This window comes from Hyphomicrobium zavarzinii ATCC 27496 (assembly GCF_000383415.1).
Lineage (GTDB): Bacteria > Pseudomonadota > Alphaproteobacteria > Rhizobiales > Hyphomicrobiaceae > Hyphomicrobium_C > Hyphomicrobium_C zavarzinii.
In genome coordinates this window covers 529,042-552,599 of record NZ_KB911256.1, presented here as the reverse complement: position 1 = coordinate 552,599, position 23,558 = coordinate 529,042, and the positions used below count along the sequence as shown (strand labels likewise).

At 66.0% G+C, this 23,558-nt stretch carries 21 protein-coding genes; 8 read left to right on the top strand and 13 right to left on the bottom strand.

From position 1 onward, the window contains the following. Positions 1-46: 46 nt before the first annotated feature. Entirely contained in the window at positions 47-967 is a 921-nt protein-coding gene (locus F812_RS0106630) for an alpha/beta fold hydrolase (protein ID WP_020085181.1), read from the top strand. Here F812_RS0106630 and F812_RS0106625 read toward each other — a convergent pair. The 6 genes from F812_RS0106625 to cysQ form a co-directional block, all read right to left on the bottom strand. Continuing rightward, positions 958-2,883: a sodium:solute symporter family transporter gene (locus tag F812_RS0106625; protein WP_020085180.1), complete on the bottom strand. Its 1,926-nt coding sequence runs from the start codon at positions 2,881-2,883 to the stop codon at positions 958-960. The two genes, F812_RS0106630 and F812_RS0106625, sit on opposite strands and share 10 nt — an antisense overlap. Beyond that, positions 2,876-3,307: a DUF4212 domain-containing protein gene (locus tag F812_RS22890; RefSeq protein ID WP_020085179.1), complete on the bottom strand. Its 432-nt coding sequence runs from the start codon at positions 3,305-3,307 to the stop codon at positions 2,876-2,878. Before F812_RS22890 ends, F812_RS0106625 begins: the two co-directional genes overlap by 8 nt. A 28-nt stretch (positions 3,308-3,335) precedes the next feature. Further along, positions 3,336-4,082 carry a TSUP family transporter gene (locus F812_RS0106615; RefSeq protein WP_020085178.1) on the bottom strand — a complete coding sequence of 249 codons (747 nt, stop codon included), beginning with the start codon at positions 4,080-4,082 and terminating at the stop codon, positions 3,336-3,338. A 212-nt stretch (positions 4,083-4,294) separates the two neighbouring features. Beyond that, complete coding sequence (locus F812_RS26450; RefSeq protein WP_020085177.1) at positions 4,295-5,800, bottom strand: coiled-coil domain-containing protein; 1,506 nt, start codon at positions 5,798-5,800, stop codon at positions 4,295-4,297. Positions 5,801-5,926: 126 nt separating this feature from the next. Beyond that, entirely contained in the window at positions 5,927-7,009 is a 1,083-nt protein-coding gene (locus F812_RS26040) for a DUF1134 domain-containing protein (protein ID WP_020085176.1), read from the bottom strand. A gap of 240 nt (positions 7,010-7,249) precedes the next feature. Next, positions 7,250-8,080, bottom strand: coding sequence for a 3'(2'),5'-bisphosphate nucleotidase CysQ (gene cysQ, locus F812_RS0106600; RefSeq protein ID WP_040497929.1), 831 nt, complete (start codon positions 8,078-8,080; stop codon positions 7,250-7,252). A 279-nt stretch (positions 8,081-8,359) separates the two neighbouring features. On the opposite strand from cysQ, the gene F812_RS0106595 reads away from it, so the two are divergent. The 4 genes from F812_RS0106595 (at position 8,360) to F812_RS0106580 (ending at position 11,239) form a co-directional block, all read left to right on the top strand. Then, on the top strand, positions 8,360-9,007 hold the full coding sequence (locus F812_RS0106595) for a histidine phosphotransferase family protein (protein ID WP_020085174.1): 648 nt from the start codon (positions 8,360-8,362) through the stop codon (positions 9,005-9,007). 255 nt (positions 9,008-9,262) lie between these two features. Next, on the top strand, positions 9,263-9,631 hold the full coding sequence (locus tag F812_RS22880; RefSeq protein WP_020085173.1) for a response regulator: 369 nt from the start codon (positions 9,263-9,265) through the stop codon (positions 9,629-9,631). Between the two features lie 190 nt (positions 9,632-9,821). Then, positions 9,822-10,445, top strand: coding sequence for an ABC transporter ATP-binding protein (locus F812_RS22875; RefSeq protein WP_020085172.1), 624 nt, complete (start codon positions 9,822-9,824; stop codon positions 10,443-10,445). Next, the gene (locus tag F812_RS0106580) at positions 10,442-11,239 is read left to right on the top strand and encodes an ABC transporter permease (protein WP_020085171.1); all 798 of its coding nucleotides are present in this window, start codon (positions 10,442-10,444) and stop codon (positions 11,237-11,239) included. The genes F812_RS22875 and F812_RS0106580 overlap by 4 nt, the downstream gene beginning before the upstream one ends. Positions 11,240-11,321: 82 nt before the next feature. Here the strand turns inward: F812_RS0106580 and F812_RS22870 are convergent, their stop codons facing one another. The 4 genes from F812_RS22870 to F812_RS26035 form a co-directional block, all read right to left on the bottom strand. Next, positions 11,322-12,287 carry a hypothetical protein gene (locus F812_RS22870; protein WP_020085170.1) on the bottom strand — a complete coding sequence of 322 codons (966 nt, stop codon included), beginning with the start codon at positions 12,285-12,287 and terminating at the stop codon, positions 11,322-11,324. A gap of 296 nt (positions 12,288-12,583) precedes the next feature. Then, a complete protein-coding gene (locus F812_RS0106570; protein WP_026867902.1) occupies positions 12,584-12,907 on the bottom strand; it encodes a hypothetical protein in 324 nt (107 codons plus the stop codon). Positions 12,908-13,120: 213 nt separating this feature from the next. Then, complete coding sequence (locus F812_RS0106565; RefSeq protein WP_020085168.1) at positions 13,121-13,987, bottom strand: 23S rRNA (adenine(2030)-N(6))-methyltransferase RlmJ; 867 nt, start codon at positions 13,985-13,987, stop codon at positions 13,121-13,123. A 117-nt stretch (positions 13,988-14,104) separates the two neighbouring features. Beyond that, complete coding sequence (locus F812_RS26035; RefSeq protein WP_198011146.1) at positions 14,105-14,662, bottom strand: bactofilin family protein; 558 nt, start codon at positions 14,660-14,662, stop codon at positions 14,105-14,107. 216 nt (positions 14,663-14,878) lie between these two features. On the opposite strand from F812_RS26035, the gene F812_RS0106555 reads away from it, so the two are divergent. Together F812_RS0106555 and F812_RS0106550 are read left to right on the top strand one after the other, a co-directional pair. Beyond that, positions 14,879-15,562, top strand: coding sequence for a protein-L-isoaspartate(D-aspartate) O-methyltransferase (locus F812_RS0106555; RefSeq protein WP_245257634.1), 684 nt, complete (start codon positions 14,879-14,881; stop codon positions 15,560-15,562). Positions 15,563-15,640: 78 nt separating this feature from the next. Next, positions 15,641-15,856: a hypothetical protein gene (locus F812_RS0106550; RefSeq protein ID WP_020085165.1), complete on the top strand. Its 216-nt coding sequence runs from the start codon at positions 15,641-15,643 to the stop codon at positions 15,854-15,856. A gap of 28 nt (positions 15,857-15,884) precedes the next feature. Here F812_RS0106550 and F812_RS0106545 read toward each other — a convergent pair whose 3' ends face one another. Then, entirely contained in the window at positions 15,885-18,389 is a 2,505-nt protein-coding gene (locus F812_RS0106545) for a UvrD-helicase domain-containing protein (protein WP_020085164.1), read from the bottom strand. A 558-nt stretch (positions 18,390-18,947) separates the two neighbouring features. On the opposite strand from F812_RS0106545, the gene F812_RS0106540 reads away from it, so the two are divergent. Continuing rightward, on the top strand, positions 18,948-22,943 hold the full coding sequence (locus F812_RS0106540) for an AsmA family protein (RefSeq protein ID WP_020085163.1): 3,996 nt from the start codon (positions 18,948-18,950) through the stop codon (positions 22,941-22,943). Positions 22,944-22,974: 31 nt separating this feature from the next. On the opposite strand, the gene F812_RS0106535 is transcribed toward F812_RS0106540, so the two are convergent. Continuing rightward, positions 22,975-23,235, bottom strand: a complete 261-nt coding sequence (locus F812_RS0106535) for a ribbon-helix-helix domain-containing protein (protein WP_020085162.1) — start codon at positions 23,233-23,235, stop codon at positions 22,975-22,977. Then, on the bottom strand, positions 23,232-23,456 hold the full coding sequence (locus F812_RS0106530; RefSeq protein ID WP_020085161.1) for a DUF4169 family protein: 225 nt from the start codon (positions 23,454-23,456) through the stop codon (positions 23,232-23,234). The genes F812_RS0106535 and F812_RS0106530 overlap by 4 nt, the downstream gene beginning before the upstream one ends. Positions 23,457-23,558: the final 102 nt, after the last annotated feature.

The following is a 23,558-nucleotide window of genomic DNA, read 5'->3' as shown; positions in this document are numbered from 1 at the left end:
ACCGGGCTGGGCGGCCCGGCCGGAAATTTTCAGCGGGGTAAGTGGCATGACGCGTACAGCGCCGGCGCTTCGAGACATTTATTTCACAGCCCGCGACGGGCTCAGGCTCTACGGCCGGCACTATCCAGCCGCTTTCCATGATGGCGTCGTGCGCCGCCCCGTACTCTGCCTCGCGGGCCTCACCCGCAATTGCCGCGATTTCAACGTGATCGCCGAAGAGCTTTCGCAACGGCATGACGGGCCGCGCGACGTCTACACGTTCGACTACCGCGGGCGCGGGCTTTCGGAAGCCGATCCGGACTGGCGCAACTACGCCGTGCCGATCGAAGCGCTCGACGTGCTCGATTTCATGATCGTCACGGGCGTGAAGACGGCGTCCGTCATCGGCACCTCGCGCGGCGGTCTGATCGCCATGGCGATCGCCGCCATACAGCCCCGCGCGCTCGGCGCGGTCGTGCTGAACGACATCGGCCCGGTGATCGAGCAGAAGGGCCTCGGCCGCATCTCGGCCTATGTGGGGCGCATTCCCCTTCCGGGCACATGGGCGGAAGCAGGCGCGCTGGTGCACGATATGAGCCGCCGCGCATTTCCGGCCGTGCCGCCCGAGGACTGGGTCGAAGTAGCGAAGCAATGGTTCAACGAGCACAAGGGGCGCCCGGCACCCGGCTACGATCCCGAGCTTTCCAACGCGCTCTCCGTGCTCGATGGGCCCATTCCGGCGCTGTGGCCGCAATTCGAAGCGCTGAAACGGGTTCCGGTGATGGTGCTGCGCGGAGAAAAGTCCGACATCCTCTCGGCCGAGACCGTGGAAGAGATGCGGCGGCGCCATCCCGCTTTCACCTCGTTCGTCGTTCCCGGCCAAGGCCACGCGCCGCTTTTGAGAGATGCGGAAAGCATCGATCAAATCGCGGGCTTCCTCGGTGCCGCGGAAGCGTCCGAGTGGCAGCCCCGGCTCGCTTACGGCTGAGCGTCACCCGCTTCACTCCGGCGGCGGCGCGAAGGTGTCACCGCGCTCACGAGCAGCAGAGCGAGAAGACCGGCAGGCACGCCGAACACGGCGGAGGATGCGCGATCGACTCCCGCCCAGTTGGCGAGCCCCTCGCGCGAGGGAGTTCCGCCGATCAGATCCTGCAACGCCTTTGCCGCGATCTCCCTGGCCTCGTCATTCTCGCCCTCGCGCGCTTCCGTCTCGAGGGTCGAGAACTCCTCGATCGCTGCTTCTCCCGCATTCGAAAGCTGCGGCCAGGTCGCGTAGAACGTTGCGGGAAAGAACGTCGTCGCCACGATGTAATAGCCCGTCGTGCCAGCCCCGGCGATCATCGCTGCGACCACGCCCGCAGCCGTCGCCCGGCGCCAGGAAAGTCCCACCGATAACGCCGGGAACAATCCAGCGGCTGCAATGGCGAACACGCAAACGACAAGCGTGACCAGATCCTCACGCCGTAGCAAGGCCACGCCGACAGCGGCCGCAACCACCACCAGTGCCAGCAACGGATGTGAACGGCTTTTCTCCCCGCTCGGCGCGGCGAAGCCGAGGTCCGAAACGCTCCGGGCGAGGCTTGCTGCCATCACGACACCGGCGCATACGGCAGCAGCCGCAAAAAGGAGCGAGATCTCCGCCGGGTGCTCTGTCAGGGCGGGTATGGCGAACACCAGCCCGAGTGGCTCGATAACGAGCGCTGCCTGGGTGAGCGCTGCCGTCTCGTTTCCGGCCGCCGCGCTGGCCGCGGGGAGAACGCTCGTGAGGTAAATGGTCCACGAAGACGCCGAAGGCTCTGCGACGAGCGTGCGCGCGGACGCCACCATCGCCTCCTGAATCTGAGGATCGAGTGCCTGCCAACGGCCGAGCGCTTGCGTATCGGCGGAGAAAGCGCCCGCAATGGCATCCGCATTCTCGCTGCCCGCGCGCACGGCGTCCGTCACCTGATCGAGCAGATGCAGGGAGGTTCCGTAGAGATGCACGAAGCCCGAGCGCAGCGGAGCTTCGAGCCAGGCGGGTAGCTCCGCGAGGGGTGTCGCCTTTGCAACGAGCCCGTAGATCTCAAGCTTCACGAAGGCCACGAGGGCAGGAACGGTGACGAGGAGGAGCATCATGAAAAGTGCGGTCCAGGCGCCTGCGAGCCGTGTGACGGCGGGGCGCTTCCGCGTCGCGAGGGCAGCGAGAAGCTGGGGTAGCACCGCAACGCCGAGTGCGAGCGTCACGACGAGCGCAAACACGTCGAGCTGCGAGAGGCGGATGAAGGGTGCCGTGTGGGCGCTGAAGGTGTCGAAATCGACGACGCCCGCTTCGAGAAGCTGCTCCTCAATGCCGTGCAAGTCGGCCAGGGCGTGACCAAACGCGAAGTGCGGAAACACCAGGCCCTGTGCTTTTACCGCGATCAGGCAGAGGGGCACGATGAGGCTTGCCGCGAGCAGGAGATATGCGATCGCAGAGAGCACGCGGAGCGGCGCCTCCCCCAACGCGACCGTAGCTAGCGCGATGAGAAGCGCCATGCCGAGTACGGCCCAGGTCTCTGGAACGGCAACGGCGTTGGCCGCAACGCGCGCGATGAACGACACTTCCGCCCCGATGAGCGGAATGGTGGTGAGGACCAGGATGAGAGCCGCGACGGCTGCGGCGGTGCGTCCATGCCTCTCACGCAACGCCCCCGCCGCGCTCGAAGCACCCAGCGCGCTGAGCTTCGGCGCGATCAACAAGCCCGCCAGCACCACGCCCGCCAGAATGCCGAGGCCGTAAGCCAAATGATCGTAGCCCGCGAAATAGACGAGGCCGGGAAGTGCTGCGAGAAGCGAAACGGGAACCGCCCGTCCCGCCGCCGACAAGCCTGCGAGCGACAGCGGCGTCGATCTCTCCGCGACGGGATGGGCCGCGATGTCACTCATTGCCCGCCCCCTCCGCATCGATGCGGTTCTGCCGGCCGGCCCAGACAAACGCCAGAATGACGAGACCGATCAGACCGCCTTGGGCGGCGAGATAATAGCCGACGGGAAATCCTTCGAGGCGCAGCAGGTTGAAGGGCTCGGCGGCAAGCGGCAATCCCACCGCGAGGCTTGCTGCGCCGAGAAACGCCGCAGCCGTGAGGCGTGCGCTCCGGATGGTGTGGCGACGCTCGTGATGGCGCTGCATGGCCCTGCGGGAGAGGCCAGCCGCGATCAACAGTATGCCGAGAGCCAGGATGAACCCGGTGCCGCCATAGCCGAGCAACGGAAAAAAATCGATGTTCGAGAGACCGAGCGTATCTCCAGCACCCGTGAGGATGATGAACGCGCCCGCGACCAGCAGAAGCCCCAGAACGATCTCGATCATGCAGCACTCCCTACGACGCTGACGCCGACTATCCTCGCAGAAGCAGGCTCGCCGCAATCGCTATCGAGACGATCACGACGAGAGGGCGGATCAGGGGCGCGCCGCGCAGCATCGCGGTGCGGGCCCCGGCCCGGGAGCCCACGACCTGCCCGAGCGCCATCGCCAATCCCACCGTGTAATCGACGTTGCCCGCCGCGGCAAAGACGGCGAGAGCGACGGCGTTCGACGTCAGATTGAGGAGTTTGGTGCCCGCTGTCCCCTTCAAGAGGTCGGTGCCGAGCAGGGCAACGAAACCCATCAGGTACATGGAGCCGGCGCCCGGCCCCAGGAAACCGTCATAGGCGCCAATGGGCCCGGCAACGCCGAGCACGAAGGAAAGCGGCCCGAGACGGGCCTTGCGCGGGCCCGCGCCCAGATGCGGCGCGAGAGCGAAGTATCCGGCCACGACCAACAGAATGGCAGGCACCGCGAGGCGCAGCCTATCGGGATCGATCCACTGCACGGCGGCGCTGCCGAGCAGCGCGCCTGCGGCGACCGCCGCGATGGCGGGCGCGAGCGCACGCACGTCGATGTGGCCCGCGCGCCAGAAGGCGAAGCTCGACGCGGCAACGCCGAACGTTCCCTGCAGCTTGTTGGTGGCGATGGCCTGCACGGGCGGCATTCCCGCCATCAGCAGAGCGGGCAACGTGATCAGGCCGCCGCCGCCCGCGATGGCGTCGACAAATCCGGCGCACGCGGCTACGGCGACGAGCAGACCAAGGATCTCGAGTTCCAACGGAGCTTTTCCCTGCTCAGTCCCCGCACGATTTTCGCCCTGCCCTGCATACGGGAAGGGCGCAGCAAATCGGGGCGGCGCCCGTGGCACCACCCCGATGTCTTCTCCCTAGACTTGGGCCCTATTTTGCTTGTTCCGGTGCGGCTTGGCCCCTCCTCGCCCCGATAGTGCGCACAATGAAAGTACCGCTCCGGCCTGTCAAGGCGAAGCGGTCATGCAACGGGCTTCTCTGCCCTGGTAATTCTTTCGATGAGACTTGCCCGGCGGTCCGTTTTCTTGGGCGCTTCTCCGTTGGGAGCGCCCGCGGCCGACGCGGCGCCGTTAGCAGGCTCCGGGTTGCCGTTCGCCGTTGCGACCTGAGTGCCCGAGACGCCATCGAGGGCACGAAGGAAGCCGCTTACCCGCGCCTGATCGTTGCCATCCCGGCGCGCAGCGGAAGCGGCTGCCCCGACGGCGGGTTGAACGGGGCGGGGCGGACGCGGCGCATTGATGCGCTCGACGAGCGGTTGCGGGCGGCCTGTCGTCTCGCGGCGGGCGCCTGCCGTGGGAAGGGTTCCCGCGCCGAGGCGGCGCATCTCGTCCATGAAGTGGGCAGCCTGACGCGCGAGCTTCTCGTTCGCAGCGGCGATCTCGGCCCGGAGCCGCTGGATCGTGCCGCTCTGTTCCTCGGCCTGGGCCTGCAGCGCACTGACACGCGCGCGCATCGCCACCTTGCTGTCCTTCATCGTGCGGTCGTCGGCGTCCTCCGCCTCGTAGGTGGCGAGCGCCGCCTTGAGACGCGCGACCTCAGCCGACTGATCCTGGTTGGCCGAGGTGAGCGCGCGAATCTCGGCTTCGAGCGCAGCCTGGCCGGCATGGCCCGCCTCGGCCATGCCGCGCGCGGAGCGCAAGGCGTTCTCGGCGTCGGCAAGATCCTTGCGCAGGCGGGCAAGCTCCTCGGTGTGGTCGATGGCCGACTCGGAGGCGGGCGCCGGTTGAGCCGGTGCCTTCGGCGCGCTGGCGGCGGCCTGCGTCGCGGTTCCCGCATTCGACAACGCGCTTTGGAGACGGCTGATGACAGCCGACTGATCGCGCGTCTTGGTGCGCAACGCCTCGATCTCGGCCCGCAGCGCAACCTCGCCGTCGAAGCGCGGATCGGCCAGCGTCTCGCGGTTGCGCGCCGCGCGGGCGGCGAGCGTGGCGTTCAGGCGATGTATCTCGTCGCGCTGCTGAGCGTTGATCTGCGTCGCCTCCTCGAGCGCATGCGTCTGGCGCTGCGAGGACTGCGTGAGGCTGCCGATCTCCCGATCGCGGTTGAACAGGAGCTTCTTGGCTTCGTTGAGACGGAACTCCACCTTGGGCATGCGCTCCGCGATGGTCTGCTCCAGAACCCGGCGGGCGTTCTCGTGCTCCTCAAGCGCGCCTCTCAGGCGCTCGACCTCACCTTCGAGCTCGCTGATGCCAGCGTCGCGGCGATTGAGCTCGACGCGCTGGCGGGCGGCGAGATACGCGGCCTTCTCCACCTTCTGCTCGAGCTTATGAATCGTAAGGGCGTAGGTCGCGCGCAGGCGGTCCTTGTCGGCAGCGATCTCGGCAGACGACAGCGGCATCGTCGCGCGCAGCGCCTCGGTCGCGAGGCGCGCGGAACGCCGGCCGTAAAGCGGCGCCAGCAGAAAGCCGATGAGGCCTGCCGTGAAAAACCCGAGCGCCACCAGCATGGCGGATTGGATCGTGATCACCGGCGCATCCCCCGGGCCACTCCTCTCATGTCCATCCCCGCAGACGAAACAACACGACGTGGGCGACTAAAGCCGCCCCCGCTGTCCGGCGCAAGCGGATTGCTCCGGTCCGGATTCATCACCCACTTATAAAGGATTCCAAGTCGGTGTGCGGGTATACTTGAGGTATCCCACGTTGGCGCCCAAGCGCACGCCGACGCCGGAGCGGATCACGGCGAGTGTCACGTCTCCGTATTTCTGGAACTGCACGCTCAAGCCGCCCACGAGATAGGCAGCTCCCTGAACGCCTCCAAATCTATTATAGATTTCCGAGGGATCGCGGAGATTGTACACGAGCACCATCGCCTTCGAGCCTTCGGCGCCGGCATCGTAGCCGACGGAAGGCCCCTGCCAGAACACTTTGTGGTCACCCGCGTCTTTCGTGTAGAGGCGGCCCTCGCCGTAACGCAACCCAACGACGAAAGCGCCACCGGCGTCTTCGCCCAGGATGTAGCCGTTCGGACGTCCCTGGCTCTTGAAAGCGTATTCCACAGCCTGCGCGAGGTTCTGGCTGATGGCGCCGAAGAACCCGTGCCCTGCGGCGATGATCTCGTTCTGCTCGTAAGTCGAGCCGCCGCCTTGCGCGGGAGCCGCTTCGCGGTAGGGCTGGCCGGTGTCACCGGGGGGAGGCGCATAGGGCTCACCGTAGCCACCACTGTCCGCCGGTTGACCCGGGTCTGTGTAGCTGTCGCTGCGTCCCTGACGGCTCGGCGAATAGACGTCGCCGCCCCCGCCTCCGGAATAGGTGTCCTGGCGTGGCGGCGGAGCGTAGGCGTCGTTGCCTCCGCCATAGCCGCCCCGGCTCGGGGAGTACGCGTCTCCATTCACGCCGTATCCGCCGGAGTTGCCCCCCTGCGGATAGGCGCCACCGCCCTGGGAGTAACCGTTGCCGCTCTGGGGGTAGTTGCCTTGCGAATAGGTGTCGTTCGAGCGGGCGTAGGGATCGGCGCGCCCGTTCGAGCCGTAGCTCCCCGAATTGTAGTTCCCGGAATTGGTATTGCCCGAATAGTTCGATGTGCTGCCGCCGCTGCGGTAGCTGTCGACCGAGAACTCGCCGGACGGCGCTCTCCACGGCTGACTGTCCTGGGCACTGGCGGGGAGGGTCGCGAGAATAAGAAGCGCGGCTCCCGCGAAATGAGGCAGGCGGCGCAAGAGAGAAAAGGCGGTCATTGGTTTCCGACGTCCTCGGGGTTTCCGAAATCCTTGGATCTCGCGCATGAAGCGACGACGACGCAGATGCACGCAGACCGTACCGAACCCCCAAAGATACTTCGCTTAAAGTGTTACCAAAGTGTGGCCGCTTGGCCCGCATCGGAAGTCCGTCGCGGAGCTCATGCGAGCAAGCCTCCGGGATGACTCACGAATCCGCCGCGATCACAAATTGCGGGTATCGCGTGCTTCGTGGGACGGTTAGTCCTCGGCGCGCGGCGGGATCGGCTCCCGGCCCCAGGCGACGAAATTGGGATTGAGGTAGCCGTCGTCGGCATTGCCGCAGGTCAAGGGATGCCCGGCGAGCGTGGTGACCATGCCGCCCGCTGCTTCCAGAATGGCTTGGCCCGCCGCGGTATCCCACTCCTTCGTCGGTCCCAGGCGCACGTAGAAGTCGGCATCGCCTCGGGCGATCTGGCAGAACTTGAGCGACGAGCCGGCGCGCTTTACTTCCGTGATGGCGTAGCGTGACAGGAACGCCTCGATCTGCGGCGTGCGGTGGGAGCGGCTTTCGAGAACCGTCAGCGCATTGACGTTGGGCGTGCGCGTTCTGAGCTCCCGAAGCGGATAGCTCGCCAGCGGCTCGGCCTTGGCGGTGACGGGAATGTGCGTGCCGACCGACCTTCCCGGACCGAGCGTGACATAGAGCTCACCCAGAGCGGGCGCGTAGATCATTCCGAAAACCGGCGACTTTCCGACCACGAGCCCGATATTGACGGTGAACTCGCCGCAATGGTTCACGAATTCGCGCGTGCCGTCGAGAGGATCGACGAGGAAGAATGCGGTTCCCCTTGGCGGGGCCTCGCCCAGCGACACGCTCTCCTCGGCCACCACCGGAACACCGCGCGCGGCATGCCAGAGGCCGTCCAGCAGGAGCGCTTCCGCCTCGCGATCGGCAGCGGTGACGGGGGACGAATCGGGCTTCTGCTCGACCAGCACGCCGCATTCATAAAGGTGCATCTGGGCTGCGCCCGCCGCGAGAACAGCGGGCAACAGCTTGTCGGCCAATGCTGGGAAATCGAATGTTCTCATCAGAGCGTCCCGAATCGCCCGTTATTTCCCTTGGCCACAGCTCCACTCCAATCCGGCGTGGCCGTCGAGACTCATTCATAGCCCAAAATGGGCGTGCGTCCCGCTTGCCGACCGGCCAGCCTTTGCAGATCCACAGGTGGCGTGTATCAGAGCAGACAAGGTGTTTGCGAAGCAAGATCAACTGCGCGATCCGGCAGAAGACAAGGCGACCGGCAGGCAGACTACTGCGGGACATGGCCGCTGCCTAAAAACCGATCGCTCGTTAGGGGGCAAATTTCCATGACCGAGGCTACTCAGCGCGTCCATCCGACGGATCTCGAACTTGCCGCTCTGATCTCGAGCAAGATCTGCCATGACGTGATCGGCCCCGTGGGCGCCATCTACAACGGGCTCGAGATCCTGAGCGAGGACGACGACGCGGAGGCGAAGACCTATGCGCTGAGCGTCATCCGCAATGTCACGGAACAAGCCTCTGCGCGCCTTCAGTTCGCGCGCTTCGCATTTGGCGCGGCAGGCTCTGCCGGCTCGCTGATCGACCTCGGCACGGCCGAGCAGATTTCCCGCGGCTTCATCGGCCAAGGCAAACACAAGCTCGGCTGGCAGGGCTTGGGCGGCCACATGGCGAAGGACAAGGTCAAGCTGCTGTTGAACCTCATCGCGGTCGCGGTCACCGCGCTGCCGCGCGGCGGCGAGATCACGGTCCTGATGTCGGGAACGAACGAGGCGCCCAATTTCGTTCTGCGCTGCCAGGGCACCGGGGCGCGCCCGCCCCAGCATCTTGGCGAGTTCATCTCAGGGGAAGGCCTCCCCGCGCTCGATGCCATGACCATCCAGGCCTACTACACGTGGCGGCTTTCGCTGGCCGCGGGCATGACGCTCTCGATCGTGAAGGACGGGCCGGACATTCTTCTTTCCGCGCTCGGTTAACTCGATCCGCCGACCCCCTTTTACTTTTCGCCCCGCAGGCCGCGGCGCGGGTTCCGGCGTTATCGCGCATCAATTCCAAGGCTTCCAGCGCGGACACGCGTGCCGCCGACGCGCGTTCCTCAACCAGTCGTTAACTCCTTTAAAGCACAAATGACTTTGGAGACGCCCGCGCAGGTTGCGTGTCGTCTGCAACGAAAGTCGCGTGAGCGGATTTCACTGGTGCTACTCAATAGATAGGTCGGAGCCACGACATCCATGAAGCGGTGCCTGATTGCCGATCAATCCGAGGTCATTCGCAAGGTCGCGCGGCACTACCTCGAAAAGATGCAGTTCGAGGTGCTGGAGGCCGATTCCGCAGACCCTGCCCTGCTGCTCTGCCGCGACAAGGGCGTGGACGCCGTCATTCTCGACGCGCGCCTTCCCGGCAAGACCACCATCGAGTTCCTGTCCGCGCTGCGGTTTGCGGGCAGCGCCCAGCGGCCGCTGATCATCTATGCGACGACCGAAAACGATCCCGCTGACATCTCGCGCGCTTTCGCAGCCGGCGCCGACACCTACATGATGAAGCCGTTCGACCATAACGCGTTCGTCGAAACGATCACCAACACCGGCCTCGCCAGCTAACTCGGCCCCCGCGCTGACAGCGTCCCGGGAGGGGCAGCGCGCCGGCGATCCGCCCCCTTTCCGCAAATTCCGTTTTCAGTTCGATGAAAGCGCTCTATGCGTCCCTATCCGGCGCGTGCATGCGCGCGTGATTCTTCTTTTCCGGGCCCTTCCCCGGCGTGCGGATTTCGGCTGACGGTAGAGACCTGTCTTGCTTCGCGTTGAACATCTCAGAATAGGCGCCCTGCCGCCCCTTTCCTTTGCAGTCGCGGACGGCGAATGCCTTGCGATCGAAGGGCCGTCGGGCTCCGGCAAGACGCGCATCCTGCGCGCGATCGCCGATCTCGATCCGGTCGAGGGACAACTCTTCCTGGACGGCACCGAGCGGCGCGAGATGCCCGCCACCGAATGGCGCAGGCTTGCACGGTATGCTGCGGCCGAGCCAGGCTGGTGGGCCGACACGCCACGCGGGACGTTGCCGGCGGCCGCTGCGGTGCAGCCGCGCATCGTCCGCCTGCTCGCTGCCGTCGGCCTCGACGAAGATGTGCTGGACCGGCCGGTGAGCCTTCTTTCGACAGGCGAGCGGCAGAGAATTGCGCTCGTTCGCGCGCTCGTCGACGAGCCCCGGGTGCTGCTGCTCGACGAGCCGACAGGCGCGCTCGACATCGGCTCGACGGCGCTCGTGGAGGAGTTGATCCGGTTCCAGCTTCTCGCGGGACGCAGCGTGCTGATCGCGAGCCATGACACGGCGCTGATCGGCCGGCTCGCGCACGCGCGCCTTCAGCTTGCGCCTTCAGCAAGAACTCCGAAGACAGCCAGGATGCCGCCGCCATGAGCTATGTCGAGCTTTCGTTCTGGGATCTGGCGCTCGCCGCGTTGCTCCTGATCGCCAACGGCGTGGTGTCGGTCTGGTTCCGGCTCGGTCTCGAGCGCACGCTCGCGGTCTCGGCACTGCGCATGGTGATCCAGCTTTCCATCGTGGCGCTCGCGCTCAAGTTCATCTTCACGCTCGATGCGCCGATCTGGACCATTCTGTTTGGTCTGTTCATGACGGCCGCAGCGGCATTCGAGGTGGTCTCGCGGCAAGAACGGCGGATCATGGGGCCGCTCGCCCTGGCGCTCGGCGCAGGCGCGCCGTTCTTCGCGGGGCTCCTCGCCACGATGTTCGCCGCGATCGCGGTGATCGGTCCCGAGCCCTGGTATGCGCCGCGCTACGTGCTGCCGATCTTCGGAATGATGCTCGGCAATGCGCTCTCGGGAACGACACTTGTCCTCGACGCGATGACCTCAGGCGTGGTTCGCGAGCGGCCGGCGATCGAAGCTCGGCTCGCGCTCGGCGCGGGGCGATACGAGGCACTCGACGCAATCCTGCGGCGCGCGCTGACGACCGGGCTCATGCCGATCCTGACCGCGATGGCGGCAACCGGTGTGGTTTCGCTGCCGGGCATGATGACAGGACAGATCCTCGCCGGCATCGACCCGGTCTCGGCGGCGAAATACCAGGTGATGATCATGTTCCTGATTGCCGGGTCGACCGGGATCGCGGTGGTCGGCGCCGGGCTCGGGTCCGTGCTGCTGCTCACGGACGAGCGCCACAGGTTGCGGCTGGACCGGCTGGCGAAGGCGTAAAAGGAACGGCCTCCAAAAGAGAAAACGCCGGACGGAGCTTCTCCGTCCGGCGTTCTTGTTTTGCGTGCCTCTCGCCCGATGATCAGGGCGTCGGCGTGACCGGTGCGACCGGAGCGGTTGCCGCCGTGGCCGGAGGCGTCGCGGCAGCCGGAGGCGTTGCCTCGGCGGCAGGAGCCGGAGCCGCGGCTGGTGCGGGACGCTCGGCAAGAGCGGCAGCGGCCCGCTCGGCGGCCTGGGCAGCGCGTTCGGCAGCGGCGGCGGCACGCTCGGCGGCGGCGGCAGCGGCCTCGGCAGCGGCCGTTGCCTTGCTGTTGGCTTCGGCGTCGGCAGCAGCATCGACCTTCGCGGGTTCGACGGCGGCTGCCGGAACGCCAGCGGCCTCAGCCGTTGCGGCAGCGGCAGGCGCCACCGGGATCGTGCCCGTCTCGACAGGAGCCGGAGCGGCTGCCGGGGTTTCCGGCGGCGTCGAGTCCGGCTTCTCCTGACGCGGCGAAGCCTCAGCCGACTTCTGCTCTACGGCAGGGGTGGTGGCGGGAGCTTCAGCGGGCTTGGTCTCAGCCGACTTCTTCTCCTCGGGCTTGCTTGACCCGGACTTGTCAGCCTCGGTCTTGGCCGGCTCGGACTTCTCCGCCGTCTTCGAAGACGACTTGCCCTCGGAAGACGACTTGCTTTCGGACGACGTGTCGGCCGCCGCTTCCTTCTTCGCAGGAGACGACTTCGTGGACTTGGCGTCCTGCTGCTTCTGGATGTCGCCACCCCAGCAGACTGTCGCCGAGGCGGTGCAGGTGTGCTCGTCGAAGACGATCAGGTTGAGGTAGAGCTCGCAGCTCACATCCTTCTTGCCGACGCTGTACTTCTCGATGCCCTGCTCGGCGGCCCAGGTCGAGATGTGCTTGTCGAGCAGCTCCTGAGCGTCCTTGGTCGGGCCATCCTTGCCGTAGTCGTTGACCGTGAAGCCCATGCGCTTGCAGCCCGCCAGCGCCGGATGAGCGAAGGCAAGGGCACCGGTCAGCGCGGTGGCAAGGGCTAGCTTGGACACGAAACTCATCAAGTTTCTCCGTAACGGCCGAAAATCATTTGGTCTTCGTGCTGCTATAGCGGTGTCCAGCCAGCATGCCTAGACCGCTTGGCAACATTATGCGCAGCTTTACTAATAGAGCAAAAGTGACGCTGGTCAGGCCTGCAGCCCCGCGACCTGGTAAATTCCCCCGCGAGATCAGCCCAGAAGACGCGCATGTTCATGTCATGTCCCCGTGTCACAATAAGCGCGCATCGGGCAAAAAATCACCGCGCCCTTCAGTAAAGGACGCGGTGTTGAACTCCGTCGGTCTTTCGTCTGCTTGATCAGAGCTTGCAGATCGTGGCCGAGCCGCGGCAGGTCCAGCCCCAAGATCCGCCCTGCTTGCAGCTATAGGTGCGCGGACCGTAGGTGTAGCCCGGCAGGTTCGCCGCGGCGCCGACCTTGTTGTTCGATCCCATCCACGCAGCCCAGGCGCCCCAATCGACAGCCTGCAGCAGCGCTTCGTCGACCTGCAGCTTGGCATCCTGCTGGCTGCCCGCTTCGCCAATCGCACCCTTGCGCACACAGGTCTTGGCCTCGGCCGTGGTGGCCGTGACTGCGAGGCCCGCGACCGCCGCAAGCGCCATCACTGAACGCAGAGCTTTCATTGATTTTCTCCCTGGAAGAATGAACGCAGTTCCTGCGCGTAGCGGAACTGGAGGGACTCTGCCCCACTTGATGGACGCTCACCATCCGTCATTCACAGGAAAGCGAGAGCCCGATACGTTTTTCGGTTTCTCGTGGCGCGGGCACAACTCGCGCTTTCGCGCGATCGCAAACGGGCTGTGAAGCTTCTCCAGACGAGCGCAAATCACATCGCTCTAAGAAGACGTTATGCGCTCGCCCGTAAGCCATTCCACACGGCTTTCCGCACCCTTTGCCCGGGCTAGAACACGCGTGAGATAAGGAAGAAGCGTTCTAAGCTTGGCCTCGAGCGTGAACGGCGGGTTGAGAATCAGGAGCCCCGTGCCAGACAGCTCGCCTTCGCTGAACGGCGTGCGAACGAAGAGCTCCACCGACAGCATCTTGGGTATTGCGAGCGCCGCTGCATCACGCAGGAACGCGCGAACGGCGCGGGTGTCCTTCACTGGATACCAGACGATGACGGTTCCCGTGGCGAAGCGGCGATGCGCAGCGGAAAGCCCCTCGACGATACGGCGAAACTCTCCCGGCTCCTCAAACGGCGGATCGATCAGCACGAGGCCGCGACGCTCCTTCGGAGGCAGCACGGCCTTGAGTGCCGTCCATCCGTCGATCGCGAGCGTCTTGGTGGCAGCGTCCTTCGCGAACAGCGCCTTGAGGCGTGCGGCATCCTCCGGATGGGCTTCGTTGACGACGAGCGCATCGCCGGGACGCATGAGACGGCGTGCGACGCGCGGACTTCCGGGATAGCGCACGATCTCGTTGCGCCCTTCGTTCTCAGCGCGCACCACGTCGAGATAAGGTGCAAGGATTTCGGCGACCTCGGCCGGGGGCGTATCGGCGAGAATGCGACCGATGCCGTCGCGCCATTCTCCAGTCTTCTGCGCCTCCTCACTCGCGAGATCGTAGAGGCCGATGCCGGCGTGGGTGTCGACGATGCGGAACGGCTGCTCCTTGAGCTTCAGGTGCTCGACGACGAGAGCGAGAACGGCGTGCTTCAGGACGTCCGCGAAATTGCCGGCGTGATAGATGTGACGATAGTTCATGCTTGGGTCCAAACGATCCGGGGGACGGCCGAGCGGCCATCCCCCGAAGCTTGGTAGCATATTCTCTTGCTTCGTGCGGCCCCCCGGAGCCCCACGGTTACCGGCGTTGCGCGAGAGCTAGCCAGCCATCGGATGGATGTGGGACGGGATCGTCGCACCGCTGCTGTAGGTGCGGTCAACCTCGCCCTGGACGGGGCCTCCCGTGCGCTCGAGCTGCGGGGCGATCTCGGCGGGATCCTTCACGCGGCGCGAGCGGCCGTCGAATGCGGCGCCCTGCTCGATCGACAGCAAATGGCTGTGAATATCGCCCTCGACCTCAGCGCCGGCATGAAGAACGACGTGCTGGCCCATGATGGCGCCGTTGACGCGGCCGAACACGTCCACGGTCTCCGCGGCGATGGCGCCCTGGATGATCGCTTCCTTGCCCACCTCGAGCTGGCGGCTGTGAAGGTCGGCCTGGATGTTGCCGAGAACCTTGAGCGAGCCCTTGCAGCGGATGGTGATGGTCTGTCCCTCAATCGACAGATCGTTGCCGATCACGGATTGGGTTGGAGTGCCTGCCGATGCGACGGCGTGCAGATGCTGTTTCTCGACACCGGGACCGCGGTCCATTCTGCGCAACTGAGGTGCGGGGGCTTCGGCTGGAACGGGCTCGGGCTTGCGACTGAAAACCATACTCACTCTCCCTGACGCTACACATGATCCGCACGCGCCATGCTTGCGGCTTGAGTTCGTCGAATTCATGTCAAGACTTTTGCTCGCCGCGAGACCATGGCGGAGGTATGTGGAAAGCTCGCGAACGGCCCGTTTCGGATTGCGAAGATTCGATGCCATGATGCGGCGGGCTTCCCATCCGCGCCCGGCGGGTGGACGTTCGGAGGCCATGTTTTCATGACCGCCATCGACGAGGAGATGAGACCGGCGCGCGAGGCCATGGCGCGCGAGGTCGCGCGGCTGATGGCGGAGCTGGCTCCGCGCCTCAACCACAAAGCTCTCTCTGATCGCGTGCTCCGCGTTCTGGCCGACGTGCCGCGCCACCTTTTCGTTCCGCCCGATCGCATGTCCGAGGCGTATCTCAACCGGCCGGTGCCGATCGGATACGGCCAGACGATCTCTCAGCCTTTCATCGTGGCCCTGATGACGGACCTGCTCGACATCGGGCCGGACGACAGGGTCCTCGAGATCGGAACCGGATGCGGCTACCAGACCGCCATTCTGGCCGGGCTCGCCCGCTCGGTGTTCACGATCGAGCTTTGCCGGCCGCTCGCGGAGCGCGCGGCGAAAACCTTCGAGGCCATCGGACTTACCAATGTCACCACCCGCGTCGGGGACGGCTATCTCGGGTGGCCGGAGGAAGCGCCGTTCGACGCGATCGTGGTGACGGCCGCTCCGCCGAGCATTCCCGACGCCCTGCTCGACCAGCTCAAACCGGGCGGACGCCTGGTCGTGCCGGTCGGCGATCGCTCGCAGCAACTCATTCTCGTCGAAAAGAGGAGAGATCAATCGACGATCTTGAGAGAGATTATTCCGGTGTGCTTTGTTCCGCTGACGAGGCGGGACGACCGGCCGGGATAGGTCAGCGGGCTGAAACCTGGACCACAATCCGGCACCGCGACGGGCGCGCGTGGGGGAGCTTTTCAGGGAGACGACGGAATGGACGATCTCGACAGGTTCGAACCGGGGGTTCACAGCTTCAGCGGCACGGTGCGCACCTGGGCCATGAGCACGGCGGAACTCGTGACGGACAGCGGGCTGGTGGTGTTTCTCGATACGCGCGGGCAACAGCCCCTGCCGCCGGGCACGCGCGTCGCTATCGACGCGCGCAAGTACCGGCCCTGTCATTTCGTCACGAAAGTGACGCCGATCTAGTGTCTCTTCGTGTTGTCTTAGCTTCGTTTCAGATCTTGGCGACGAAGCTGTCGACGACGCGCTTCCGTCCGGCGTGATCGAACTCGATGGTGAGCTTGTTGCCGTCGACCTCGGTGACCGTGCCGGGGCCGAACTTCTGATGGCGCACGCGATTGCCCACCTTGTAGCCGGCGCCCTCCGCAGACGATGAGGCGATGAGCTGACCTTCGATGGTGATGGTCGGCTTCATGGGGCGCATGCCGGCCTGGCGCTGGCGGTCCGCGTCCCGCGACCAGTTGCTGCTCTGAGACTGCTCGTAGGATTTCGCGCGCTGCCAGCCCGGCGTGTCGTAGGTCGAACCAAAGCGGGGCTGGGCGTCGTCGAAGCGGCTCTTGCCATATCCGCCCCGGCCGAAATTCCCGCCTTCGAACGGGTTTCCGAAGTTCTGATAGGCGCCGCCGAAGGGGCTCTTCGTCTCCTGCACCTCGGTGTCGCCCTCGGGCAGATCGTCCACGAAGCGCGAGGGAATGGCGGACTGATAGAGCCCGCGCGTGCGGCGGTTTTGCGCGAACGAGACCTTTGCCCGGCGCCGCGCGCGCGTGATGCCGACGTAGGCCAGACGGCGCTCCTCCTCGAGGCCCTTCTCGCCGCTTTCGTCGAGCGAGCGCTGGTGCGGGAAGAGGCCTTCCTCCCAGCCGGGAAGGAACACGGTATCGAATTCCAGCCCCTTGGCGGCATGAAGCGTCATCAGGCTCACGCGCTCGCCGTCGTCGCCCTGCTCGGTATCCATGACGAGGCTGACGTGCTCCAGGAACCCTTCAAGCGTCTCGAACTCGTGCATGAAGCGCACGAGCTCCTTCAGGTTTTCGAGACGCGACTGGGCCTGCGGGCTCTTGTCGGCCTGCCAGTGCGCCGTGTAGCCGCTCTCGTCGAGGATGAGCTCGGCGAGATCGGTGTGCTTCATGGTCTCGATCAGGCCGCGCCAGCGCTCGAACTGGAAGACGAGGTCCGAGAGCGATTTGCGGGCCTTGCCGCCCAGCTCCTCGGTCTCGACAATCTCGCGGGCCGCGCGGAACAACGGGACGCCGCGGGCGCGCGCCAGGGTGTGAATACGCTCGACGCTGGTGTCGCCGAGACCCCGCTTCGGCACATTGATGATGCGCTCGAACTTGAGGTCGTTGGCGGGATTGTGCGCCACCTCGAGATAGGCAAGCGCATCCTTCACCTCCGCGCGCTCGTAGAAGCGCGGGCCGCCGATCACGCGATAGGGCAGGCCGGTGGTGACGAAACGGTCTTCGAAGGCGCGCATCTGGAACGAGGCGCGGACCAGAATGGCGATCTGGTTCAGCGAGTGGCCGTTCTTGCGCAGTTCCTCGATGGTGCTGGTGATGGAGCGGGCTTCCTCCTCGTCGTCCCAGACACCCATGACGGTGACTTTGTCGCCCGCCTCTCCGTCGGTGAAGAGGGTCTTGCCGAGGCGGCCCTTGTTGCGCGCGATGAGGCCGGAGGCAGCGGAAAGGATGTGCCCTGTCGAGCGATAGTTGCGCTCGAGACGGATGACGCGGGCGCCGGGGAAATCCTTCTCGAAGCGGAGGATGTTGTCGACCTCGGCGCCGCGCCAGCCGTAGATCGACTGGTCGTCGTCGCCCACGCAGCAGACGTTCTCCGAGCCCTGGGCCAGGAGGCGCAGCCAGAGATACTGCGCGATGTTCGTATCCTGGTACTCGTCGACGAGGATATAGCGGAAGCGGCGATGATAGTCGGCCAGCACATCGGGATGCTCCATGAACAGCCGTAGCGTTTCGAGCAGCAGGTCGCCGAAGTCAGCCGCGTTGAGCTCCTTCAGGCGCTTCTGGTAGGCCGCATAAAGCGCGGCGCCCTTGCCGCCCGCGAAGGCGAAGCTCTCGCCTGCCGGCACCTTGGACGGCGTGAGGCCACGGTTCTTCCAGCTGTCGATCAGGCCTGCGAGCTGACGGGCGGGCCAGCGGTCCTTGTCCAGCCCCTCGGCCTCGATCACTTGTTTCAGGAGCCGGAGCTGGTCATCGGTATCGAGGATGGTGAAGCCCGACTTGAGGTCCACCAGCTCCGCATGGCGGCGCAGGATCTTGACGCCGATGGAGTGGAACGTGCCGAGCCAGGGCATCGCCTCGACGGCCCCGCCGACCAGGCCGCCGATGCGATGCTTCATCTCGCGGGCGGCCTTATTGGTGAAGGTAACAGCGAGGATCTGATGGCTCATGGCCCGGCCGGTCGCCAGGATATGGGCAATGCGCGTGGTGAGAACGCGCGTCTTTCCGGTGCCGGCGCCCGCCAGAACGAGCACAGGGCCATCGAGCGCCTCGACGGCTTCGCGCTGCTCGGCGTTGAGGCCCTGGAGATAGGGCGGCATCATCGCGGCGCGCGCGCGCTCGGAGATCGACTTGCGCGGCGGCGCCGCGTCCGGCGCCAACGGCAGATCGAACGGCGGAAGATCGTCCTCTCCGCCTGCGTGCGAATGGCCCGGGGTCGCGTCCGAGTGCAAAGGACGGCGGGCAGCCTGTTTGTCGTCGTGCATGGGGGGCATCTATAGCACGTGCTCGGCGGCATCAATCGGGCGCGCAAAACCGCCCACATGACAAAAATATAGGATGTTCCTGGGCTTCCGCGAGGGAGGTTCGGAGCCGCAGCCATCGAATCAGTGGAATTCCCGGAAGCTCCGCCATTCTCGCGCTTTGTGCGGCGATCCGGTGTCCATATGCCGAAAAATGCTTTCGGGTGAGGCTCCTCCCCAGGAAAATGCCCCAATTGGGGGTCACACTTTTCTTCACTGTTGAGCTATGGTGTTGCGCAGTTGGCCGCCGCGTCGTTATGGCGGCCGCGCATCCGATCGGCCCCCTCTGCCCCGGACCAGCCGGCGGCGCACGGTGAGGAATGGCCGCCCGGCGCGCTTTCTGGAGCGTGCTTCGGCCCGGCAAGGGCCGGACGCTCCAAGTCATTTGCTTGTCGCATTTTCCAAGACGATTGGGGGTCTATTTCGTCGGAAAATGCCCAAGGGGAGCCAACCTCTACGGCGTCGGGGCCTTCGGGTCCCAGAGGCAGAGGTGCGAAACGGTTTTGAGCAGATAAGACGCGGATGAACAACGCCCTTCTCTATCTCGGCGGAATTCTCATCACGGCCTTGGCGGTTCTCTTCGCAGTTCCGCGTTTCGTCGATTGGAACAGCTACCGGGGCATCTTCGAGGAGGAAGCCTCCCGCATCCTCGGACGCGAGGTTCGCGTCGGCGGTGCCGTGAACGTGCGTCTCCTGCCCGCGCCTTACGTGAGCTTCGAGCGCCTCAGGATCGCCGACCTCGGCGACGACGGCGGCAACTCCATCATCCGCGTCGAAAGCTTCACCATGTGGCTCTCGGTGCCGCCCCTGCTCAGAGGCGTGCTCGAAGCGCATCGGGTGGAGCTGCGCCGCCCGGTCATCAACCTTGCCACCAACGAAAGCGGCAGCGGCAACTGGCGCACACTCGCTATCACGCCCGGCGCCTTCCGCTTCGCGCCGAAGGAAGTGGCACTGCAGTCGGTGCAGATCACCGACGGAGCCGTGATCATCGCTGGGCCTGCACGGAACGAACTGGCCCGCTTCGACGCCATCAACGGCGAGTTCAATGCCGAAGCGCTGGAAGGGCCGTTCCGGTTCAAGGGCGAGGTCAACTGGGACGGCGCGCCACGCAATCTGCGCGTCTCAACCGCGAAGATCGACAACAACGGCGATCTCAGGTTCAAGGCCGCCGTGGACGTGGTGGGCAGCGCAAACTCCTACGTGCTCGACGCGCGCCTGAGCGACATCAAGAACACGCCGACGCTCGACGGAGAGCTGACGGCGAAACTGGCGCTCGGTTCGGGCGCGCAGGCTGCCTCCACCAAAGGCGCCCCCTCGCTCGAACCGGTGGCGGCACCGGCTGCCGAGGCGCCACACGCGGGTGGCGCCGAGGCGATTCCTCCGCTCGCGCCTGCTTCCAAGACCGCGGCCTCCCCCGGCGGGGCCAGCGGCTTCGAGCTCAAATCCAAGATCAAGGGGACGACGCTCGGCTTCGAGCTTTCGGACATCGCCGTTTCCCTCGAAGCGGGCGCCACGCCCCAGCTCATCACGGGAGACGCCAAGGTCGGCTGGGCCGACAAGCTCAGGCTCGACGTGCAGCTCGCCTCGCGGTGGCTGGATCTCGATCAGCTCTCTCATGCGGCCGATCCCCGTATGCCGCTCGAAGCCGGGCGCAGCTATTTCGAAGCGCTGGCCTCCGTGCTTCCGGTGGAAGCCGATACCAATGCCCAGCTCGATTTCGACCAGCTCACGCTTGGCGGCGAGCCGATCAGCAACGTGCATCTCGCGGCTTCGCGTGCAGGCGGCCCTCTCGAACTCAAGGGCGTGCGGGCCGATCTGCCTGGCGGAGTGCGGCTCGAACTCGACGGCATCCTGACGCCCACGGGGAAAGTGCCGCGCCTCGACGGCGCGCTGTTCGTCTCCGGCAAGAGCCTCACACGCTTCCTCGCGTGGGGGTTCGGAGCCACCAACGTCGCGCGTGACCGCAACGACGGATCGTTCTCCATCGACGGCAAGTTCGCGCTCGGCGACGAAACGCTGGCGCTGACGGACACGGCGGTCGAGTTTGCCGGAACGCCGCTCACCGGCGAAGTGAAGCTCGATCTCGGCCAGCGCAAGAAGCTCGCCATGACGATCGAGGGACCGCGCGTGGACGTGGCGCAATTCGGATCGGGGCTCGTGGGGCTAAACGCCTTGCGCGGGCTGCTGTTCGGGGGTGACGCCCCGGCAGCTCCAGCCGATGCCGCAGCGGCTGAGCCGCAGGTGAAGTCCACGCTGTTCGACCCCGCGACCGCCGATCTCTCGCTCGATCTCAAGGTCGCCAAGCTGCTCGACGGGCCGCGCGTCCTCAAGGATGTCGACGCCGTGGTCCGGCTGGAGCGCGGCACGCTGTCGATCCCCCGCCTCCGGTTCTCGACGCCGGAGGGGCTTTACATCGAGGCGGAAGGCGAGGCGAAGGATGTTCCCGCCCGCCCGCAGGGTGCGATCCGCGGCCTGATCTCAGCGCCGAATGCCGCGGCAGGCCGCGCGTTTCTCACGCTTCTCGACGTGGAGGACGCCTCTCTTCCCACCTTCGACCGCTTCGCGCGGCTCGCGCCGTTTCGCCTTGCCGGTGCGCTCGAACTTTCCGGCGGCGCCGCAAACGCCAGCACGCTCGACCTCGACGGTACGCTCGGAGGCGGGCGCGTGAGCGCATCTCTGCGTCTGGATGGCGGCATCGGCCAATGGCGGACAGCGCCCCTCGACGTGCAGGCCAGCGCCGAGAACCCGGATGTCGCCGCGCTTGTCGCGACGTTGTTCGATACGCAGATCAAATCCACGGCCGCCGAGCCGCCCCGCAGCGGACGAGTCGTGATCAAAGCCACGGGCGTTCCTGCACAGGGTCTTCTTTCCCTTGCGGATGTGACGGCCGAAGGGCTGTCACTCGGCTATCGGGGGCAAGTGAAGCTGCCCGCTCCCGGCGACACGCAGCTTGCCGGCGATCTCAACGTTTCGGCTGCGGATGCACGCGTGGCGCTCGCGCTGGCAGGCGTCTCCGCAGCGGAAGGCGCCGCCGGTGTTCCGATCGGGGGCACGGTGCACGTTCGCCGCGAGGGACCTCTCCTGACGCTCGGCGGAGAAGCGATTACGCTCGGCGACAGCACCGTTTCGGGCGACGTGGCGCTCAAGAGCGAAAGCGGCAAGCAAACGATCGACGCGAAGCTCGTGGCCAACAAGGCCTCGTTCGCCGCCCTGCTCTCTCCCGTTCTCGGCAAGACGGACGCGCTCGCACTGGATGCGCTCAGCGAGCCCCCTGCTCCGCAACCGGCGATCCGTGGCCAGACCGGTAAGAGCGGGCAGGCGGCGCGGATGCAGGCGGGCGCGGAGACACAGGCTCCGCGCATCGTCTGGCCGGAGCAGTCCTTCGATCTCGCTCTGCTCGATCACCTCAGCGGAACGGTCGACGTCAAGATCGGCGCTCTGGCTGTGGAGCCCGGGCTTTCCATCGGCAACGCGCACGTGATTGCAGAGCTTCAGCCCGCCGCGATCAGAATTGCGAAGCTCGAAGGCGAGGCCGTCGGCGGACGGCTCACATCCGAGCTCGAACTGGGCAGGGCACCTGCGGGCGTGACGCTTACCGGCTCTCTCAGGATCGACGTTGCGAGCAAGTCGGCCCCGGCTGCGCCCGACGCCACCACTGCCCCGGCGCAACCGGGTGATGCGGCGGCGTTTGCCGTCTCCTTCACCAGCCGCGCCTTGAGCCCGGCTGCGTTGCTCTCCGCCGTCAGCGGCAAAGGCGAACTCACGATCGGCGACGCGACGCTCAACGGCAATTCGCCCGCAGCGGTCTCGGCGGTTGCACGCGCCGCGCTCACCGGGCAGGGGCCAAGCAGCGGCAACGCCCTTGCCGAGGCCGTGAAGGCCTCCCTCAAGCAGGGCGAGGTGAACCTCGGCAAGATCTCGATCCCGGTCGAGATCAGCGACGGTGCGTTGAAACTCGAACGGGTGCGCGTCGAAATGGGCGAAGGCCGCTCCACCTTCAACACCGCTGTCGAGCTTGCTACCATGAAGGTCGACAGCGAATGGCAGATCGAGCCCAAGCTCGACAAGGGACTGGCCGTCAATCCTTCGCGCGCCTTCCTGCCGGCCGTGACCGTCGTCTACACGGGCAAGCTCAGCGAGTTTGCAAACCTCATTCCGCAGGTGTCGACCGGCGCGCTCGAACGCGAACTCGTCGTGCGCAAGATGGAGCTTGACGTGGGCGAACTCGAACGCCTGCGCAAGCTCGACGAGGAGCGGGCGCGCCAGGATGCAGAGCGGCGCAAGGCGCTGGAGGAGGATCAGGCCCCGGTCCAGTCGGCGCCTTTCCCGCTCGAGCCGCCGCCGGGCGGCGCGTCTCAGATCCCCGACAACGGCGAGCTTCCGCAGGGCGCTGTGGCAGCACCCGGTGCGGAAGCTGCCGCGCCCGAGGTTGCGCCTTCGCCTGCAGCGCAACGTCCCGCGCCGCGGCGCAAGCGGCCAGTCGAGGAGAACTGGCGTCCATTCCAGACGCCTTACTGATCGTGGGAAGATCCAAGCCGGAGGCGCGCGATCAATCGCGGTTGCCGCCGTCGTAGCTGGTGACCGCACCGGCCATGCGCACATAGTCCAGGATCCACACGCGCACGGCACTCGAAAGGCCGGCGTCGCCGCGCCGCTCATCGATGCGTGCGATCAATCCAGCGAGCGACACGCGCTCACGGGCTGCCGCTTCCTTGAGGGCCTCCCAAAAGGCGTGCTCGAGCGAGATCGACGTCCGGTGGCCACGGATCGAGAAGGAGCGCTTGACCGGGCGGACCGAACTCTCGGTCATGAGCCGGCCCCGCCGCCCTTGCTGTCGTCATCGTCGGGGTCGCTGCCTGGACGCTTGTGCGCATCGAGCCGGCGAAGCGTGAGGGTCTTTTCCGTTTCCAGCCGCTCGCGCTCGGCCTTGGTGCGGCCGAACTTCACCCGGTTCTCTTCCGCCTGCTTCACCTTCGCCAGGCGATCGCGCGCCTTGCGGGCCTTGCGGAGGTTCACGATCTCTGCGGACATGGCGGTTGATCTCAGCAACGACAAGATCGGGTACGGCGCGAAGCTCAGGCTCTCCTGCCGCACCAGACCCTATCACGGATTCGACCTCACGCACCGCGACGG

What these genes read in the sequence shown, in the direction of transcription:
- F812_RS0106630 (WP_020085181.1), top strand. Translation starts at nt 47, where the DNA reads ATGACGCGTACAGCGCCGGCGCTTCGAGACATTTATTTCACAGCCCGC.
- F812_RS0106625 (WP_020085180.1), bottom strand. Translation starts at nt 2,883, where the DNA reads ATGAGTGACATCGCGGCCCATCCCGTCGCGGAGAGATCGACGCCGCTG.
- F812_RS22890 (WP_020085179.1), bottom strand. Translation starts at nt 3,307, where the DNA reads ATGATCGAGATCGTTCTGGGGCTTCTGCTGGTCGCGGGCGCGTTCATC.
- F812_RS26040 (WP_020085176.1), bottom strand. Translation starts at nt 7,009, where the DNA reads ATGACCGCCTTTTCTCTCTTGCGCCGCCTGCCTCATTTCGCGGGAGCC.
- cysQ (WP_040497929.1), bottom strand. Translation starts at nt 8,080, where the DNA reads ATGAGAACATTCGATTTCCCAGCATTGGCCGACAAGCTGTTGCCCGCT.
- F812_RS0106595 (WP_020085174.1), top strand. Translation starts at nt 8,360, where the DNA reads ATGACCGAGGCTACTCAGCGCGTCCATCCGACGGATCTCGAACTTGCC.
- F812_RS22880 (WP_020085173.1), top strand. Translation starts at nt 9,263, where the DNA reads ATGAAGCGGTGCCTGATTGCCGATCAATCCGAGGTCATTCGCAAGGTC.
- F812_RS0106580 (WP_020085171.1), top strand. Translation starts at nt 10,442, where the DNA reads ATGAGCTATGTCGAGCTTTCGTTCTGGGATCTGGCGCTCGCCGCGTTG.
- F812_RS22870 (WP_020085170.1), bottom strand. Translation starts at nt 12,287, where the DNA reads ATGAGTTTCGTGTCCAAGCTAGCCCTTGCCACCGCGCTGACCGGTGCC.
- F812_RS0106570 (WP_026867902.1), bottom strand. Translation starts at nt 12,907, where the DNA reads ATGAAAGCTCTGCGTTCAGTGATGGCGCTTGCGGCGGTCGCGGGCCTC.
- F812_RS0106565 (WP_020085168.1), bottom strand. Translation starts at nt 13,987, where the DNA reads ATGAACTATCGTCACATCTATCACGCCGGCAATTTCGCGGACGTCCTG.
- F812_RS26035 (WP_198011146.1), bottom strand. Translation starts at nt 14,662, where the DNA reads ATGGTTTTCAGTCGCAAGCCCGAGCCCGTTCCAGCCGAAGCCCCCGCA.
- F812_RS0106555 (WP_245257634.1), top strand. Translation starts at nt 14,879, where the DNA reads ATGACCGCCATCGACGAGGAGATGAGACCGGCGCGCGAGGCCATGGCG.
- F812_RS0106550 (WP_020085165.1), top strand. Translation starts at nt 15,641, where the DNA reads ATGGACGATCTCGACAGGTTCGAACCGGGGGTTCACAGCTTCAGCGGC.
- F812_RS0106545 (WP_020085164.1), bottom strand. Translation starts at nt 18,389, where the DNA reads ATGCACGACGACAAACAGGCTGCCCGCCGTCCTTTGCACTCGGACGCG.
- F812_RS0106540 (WP_020085163.1), top strand. Translation starts at nt 18,948, where the DNA reads ATGAACAACGCCCTTCTCTATCTCGGCGGAATTCTCATCACGGCCTTG.
- F812_RS0106535 (WP_020085162.1), bottom strand. Translation starts at nt 23,235, where the DNA reads ATGACCGAGAGTTCGGTCCGCCCGGTCAAGCGCTCCTTCTCGATCCGT.
- F812_RS0106530 (WP_020085161.1), bottom strand. Translation starts at nt 23,456, where the DNA reads ATGTCCGCAGAGATCGTGAACCTCCGCAAGGCCCGCAAGGCGCGCGAT.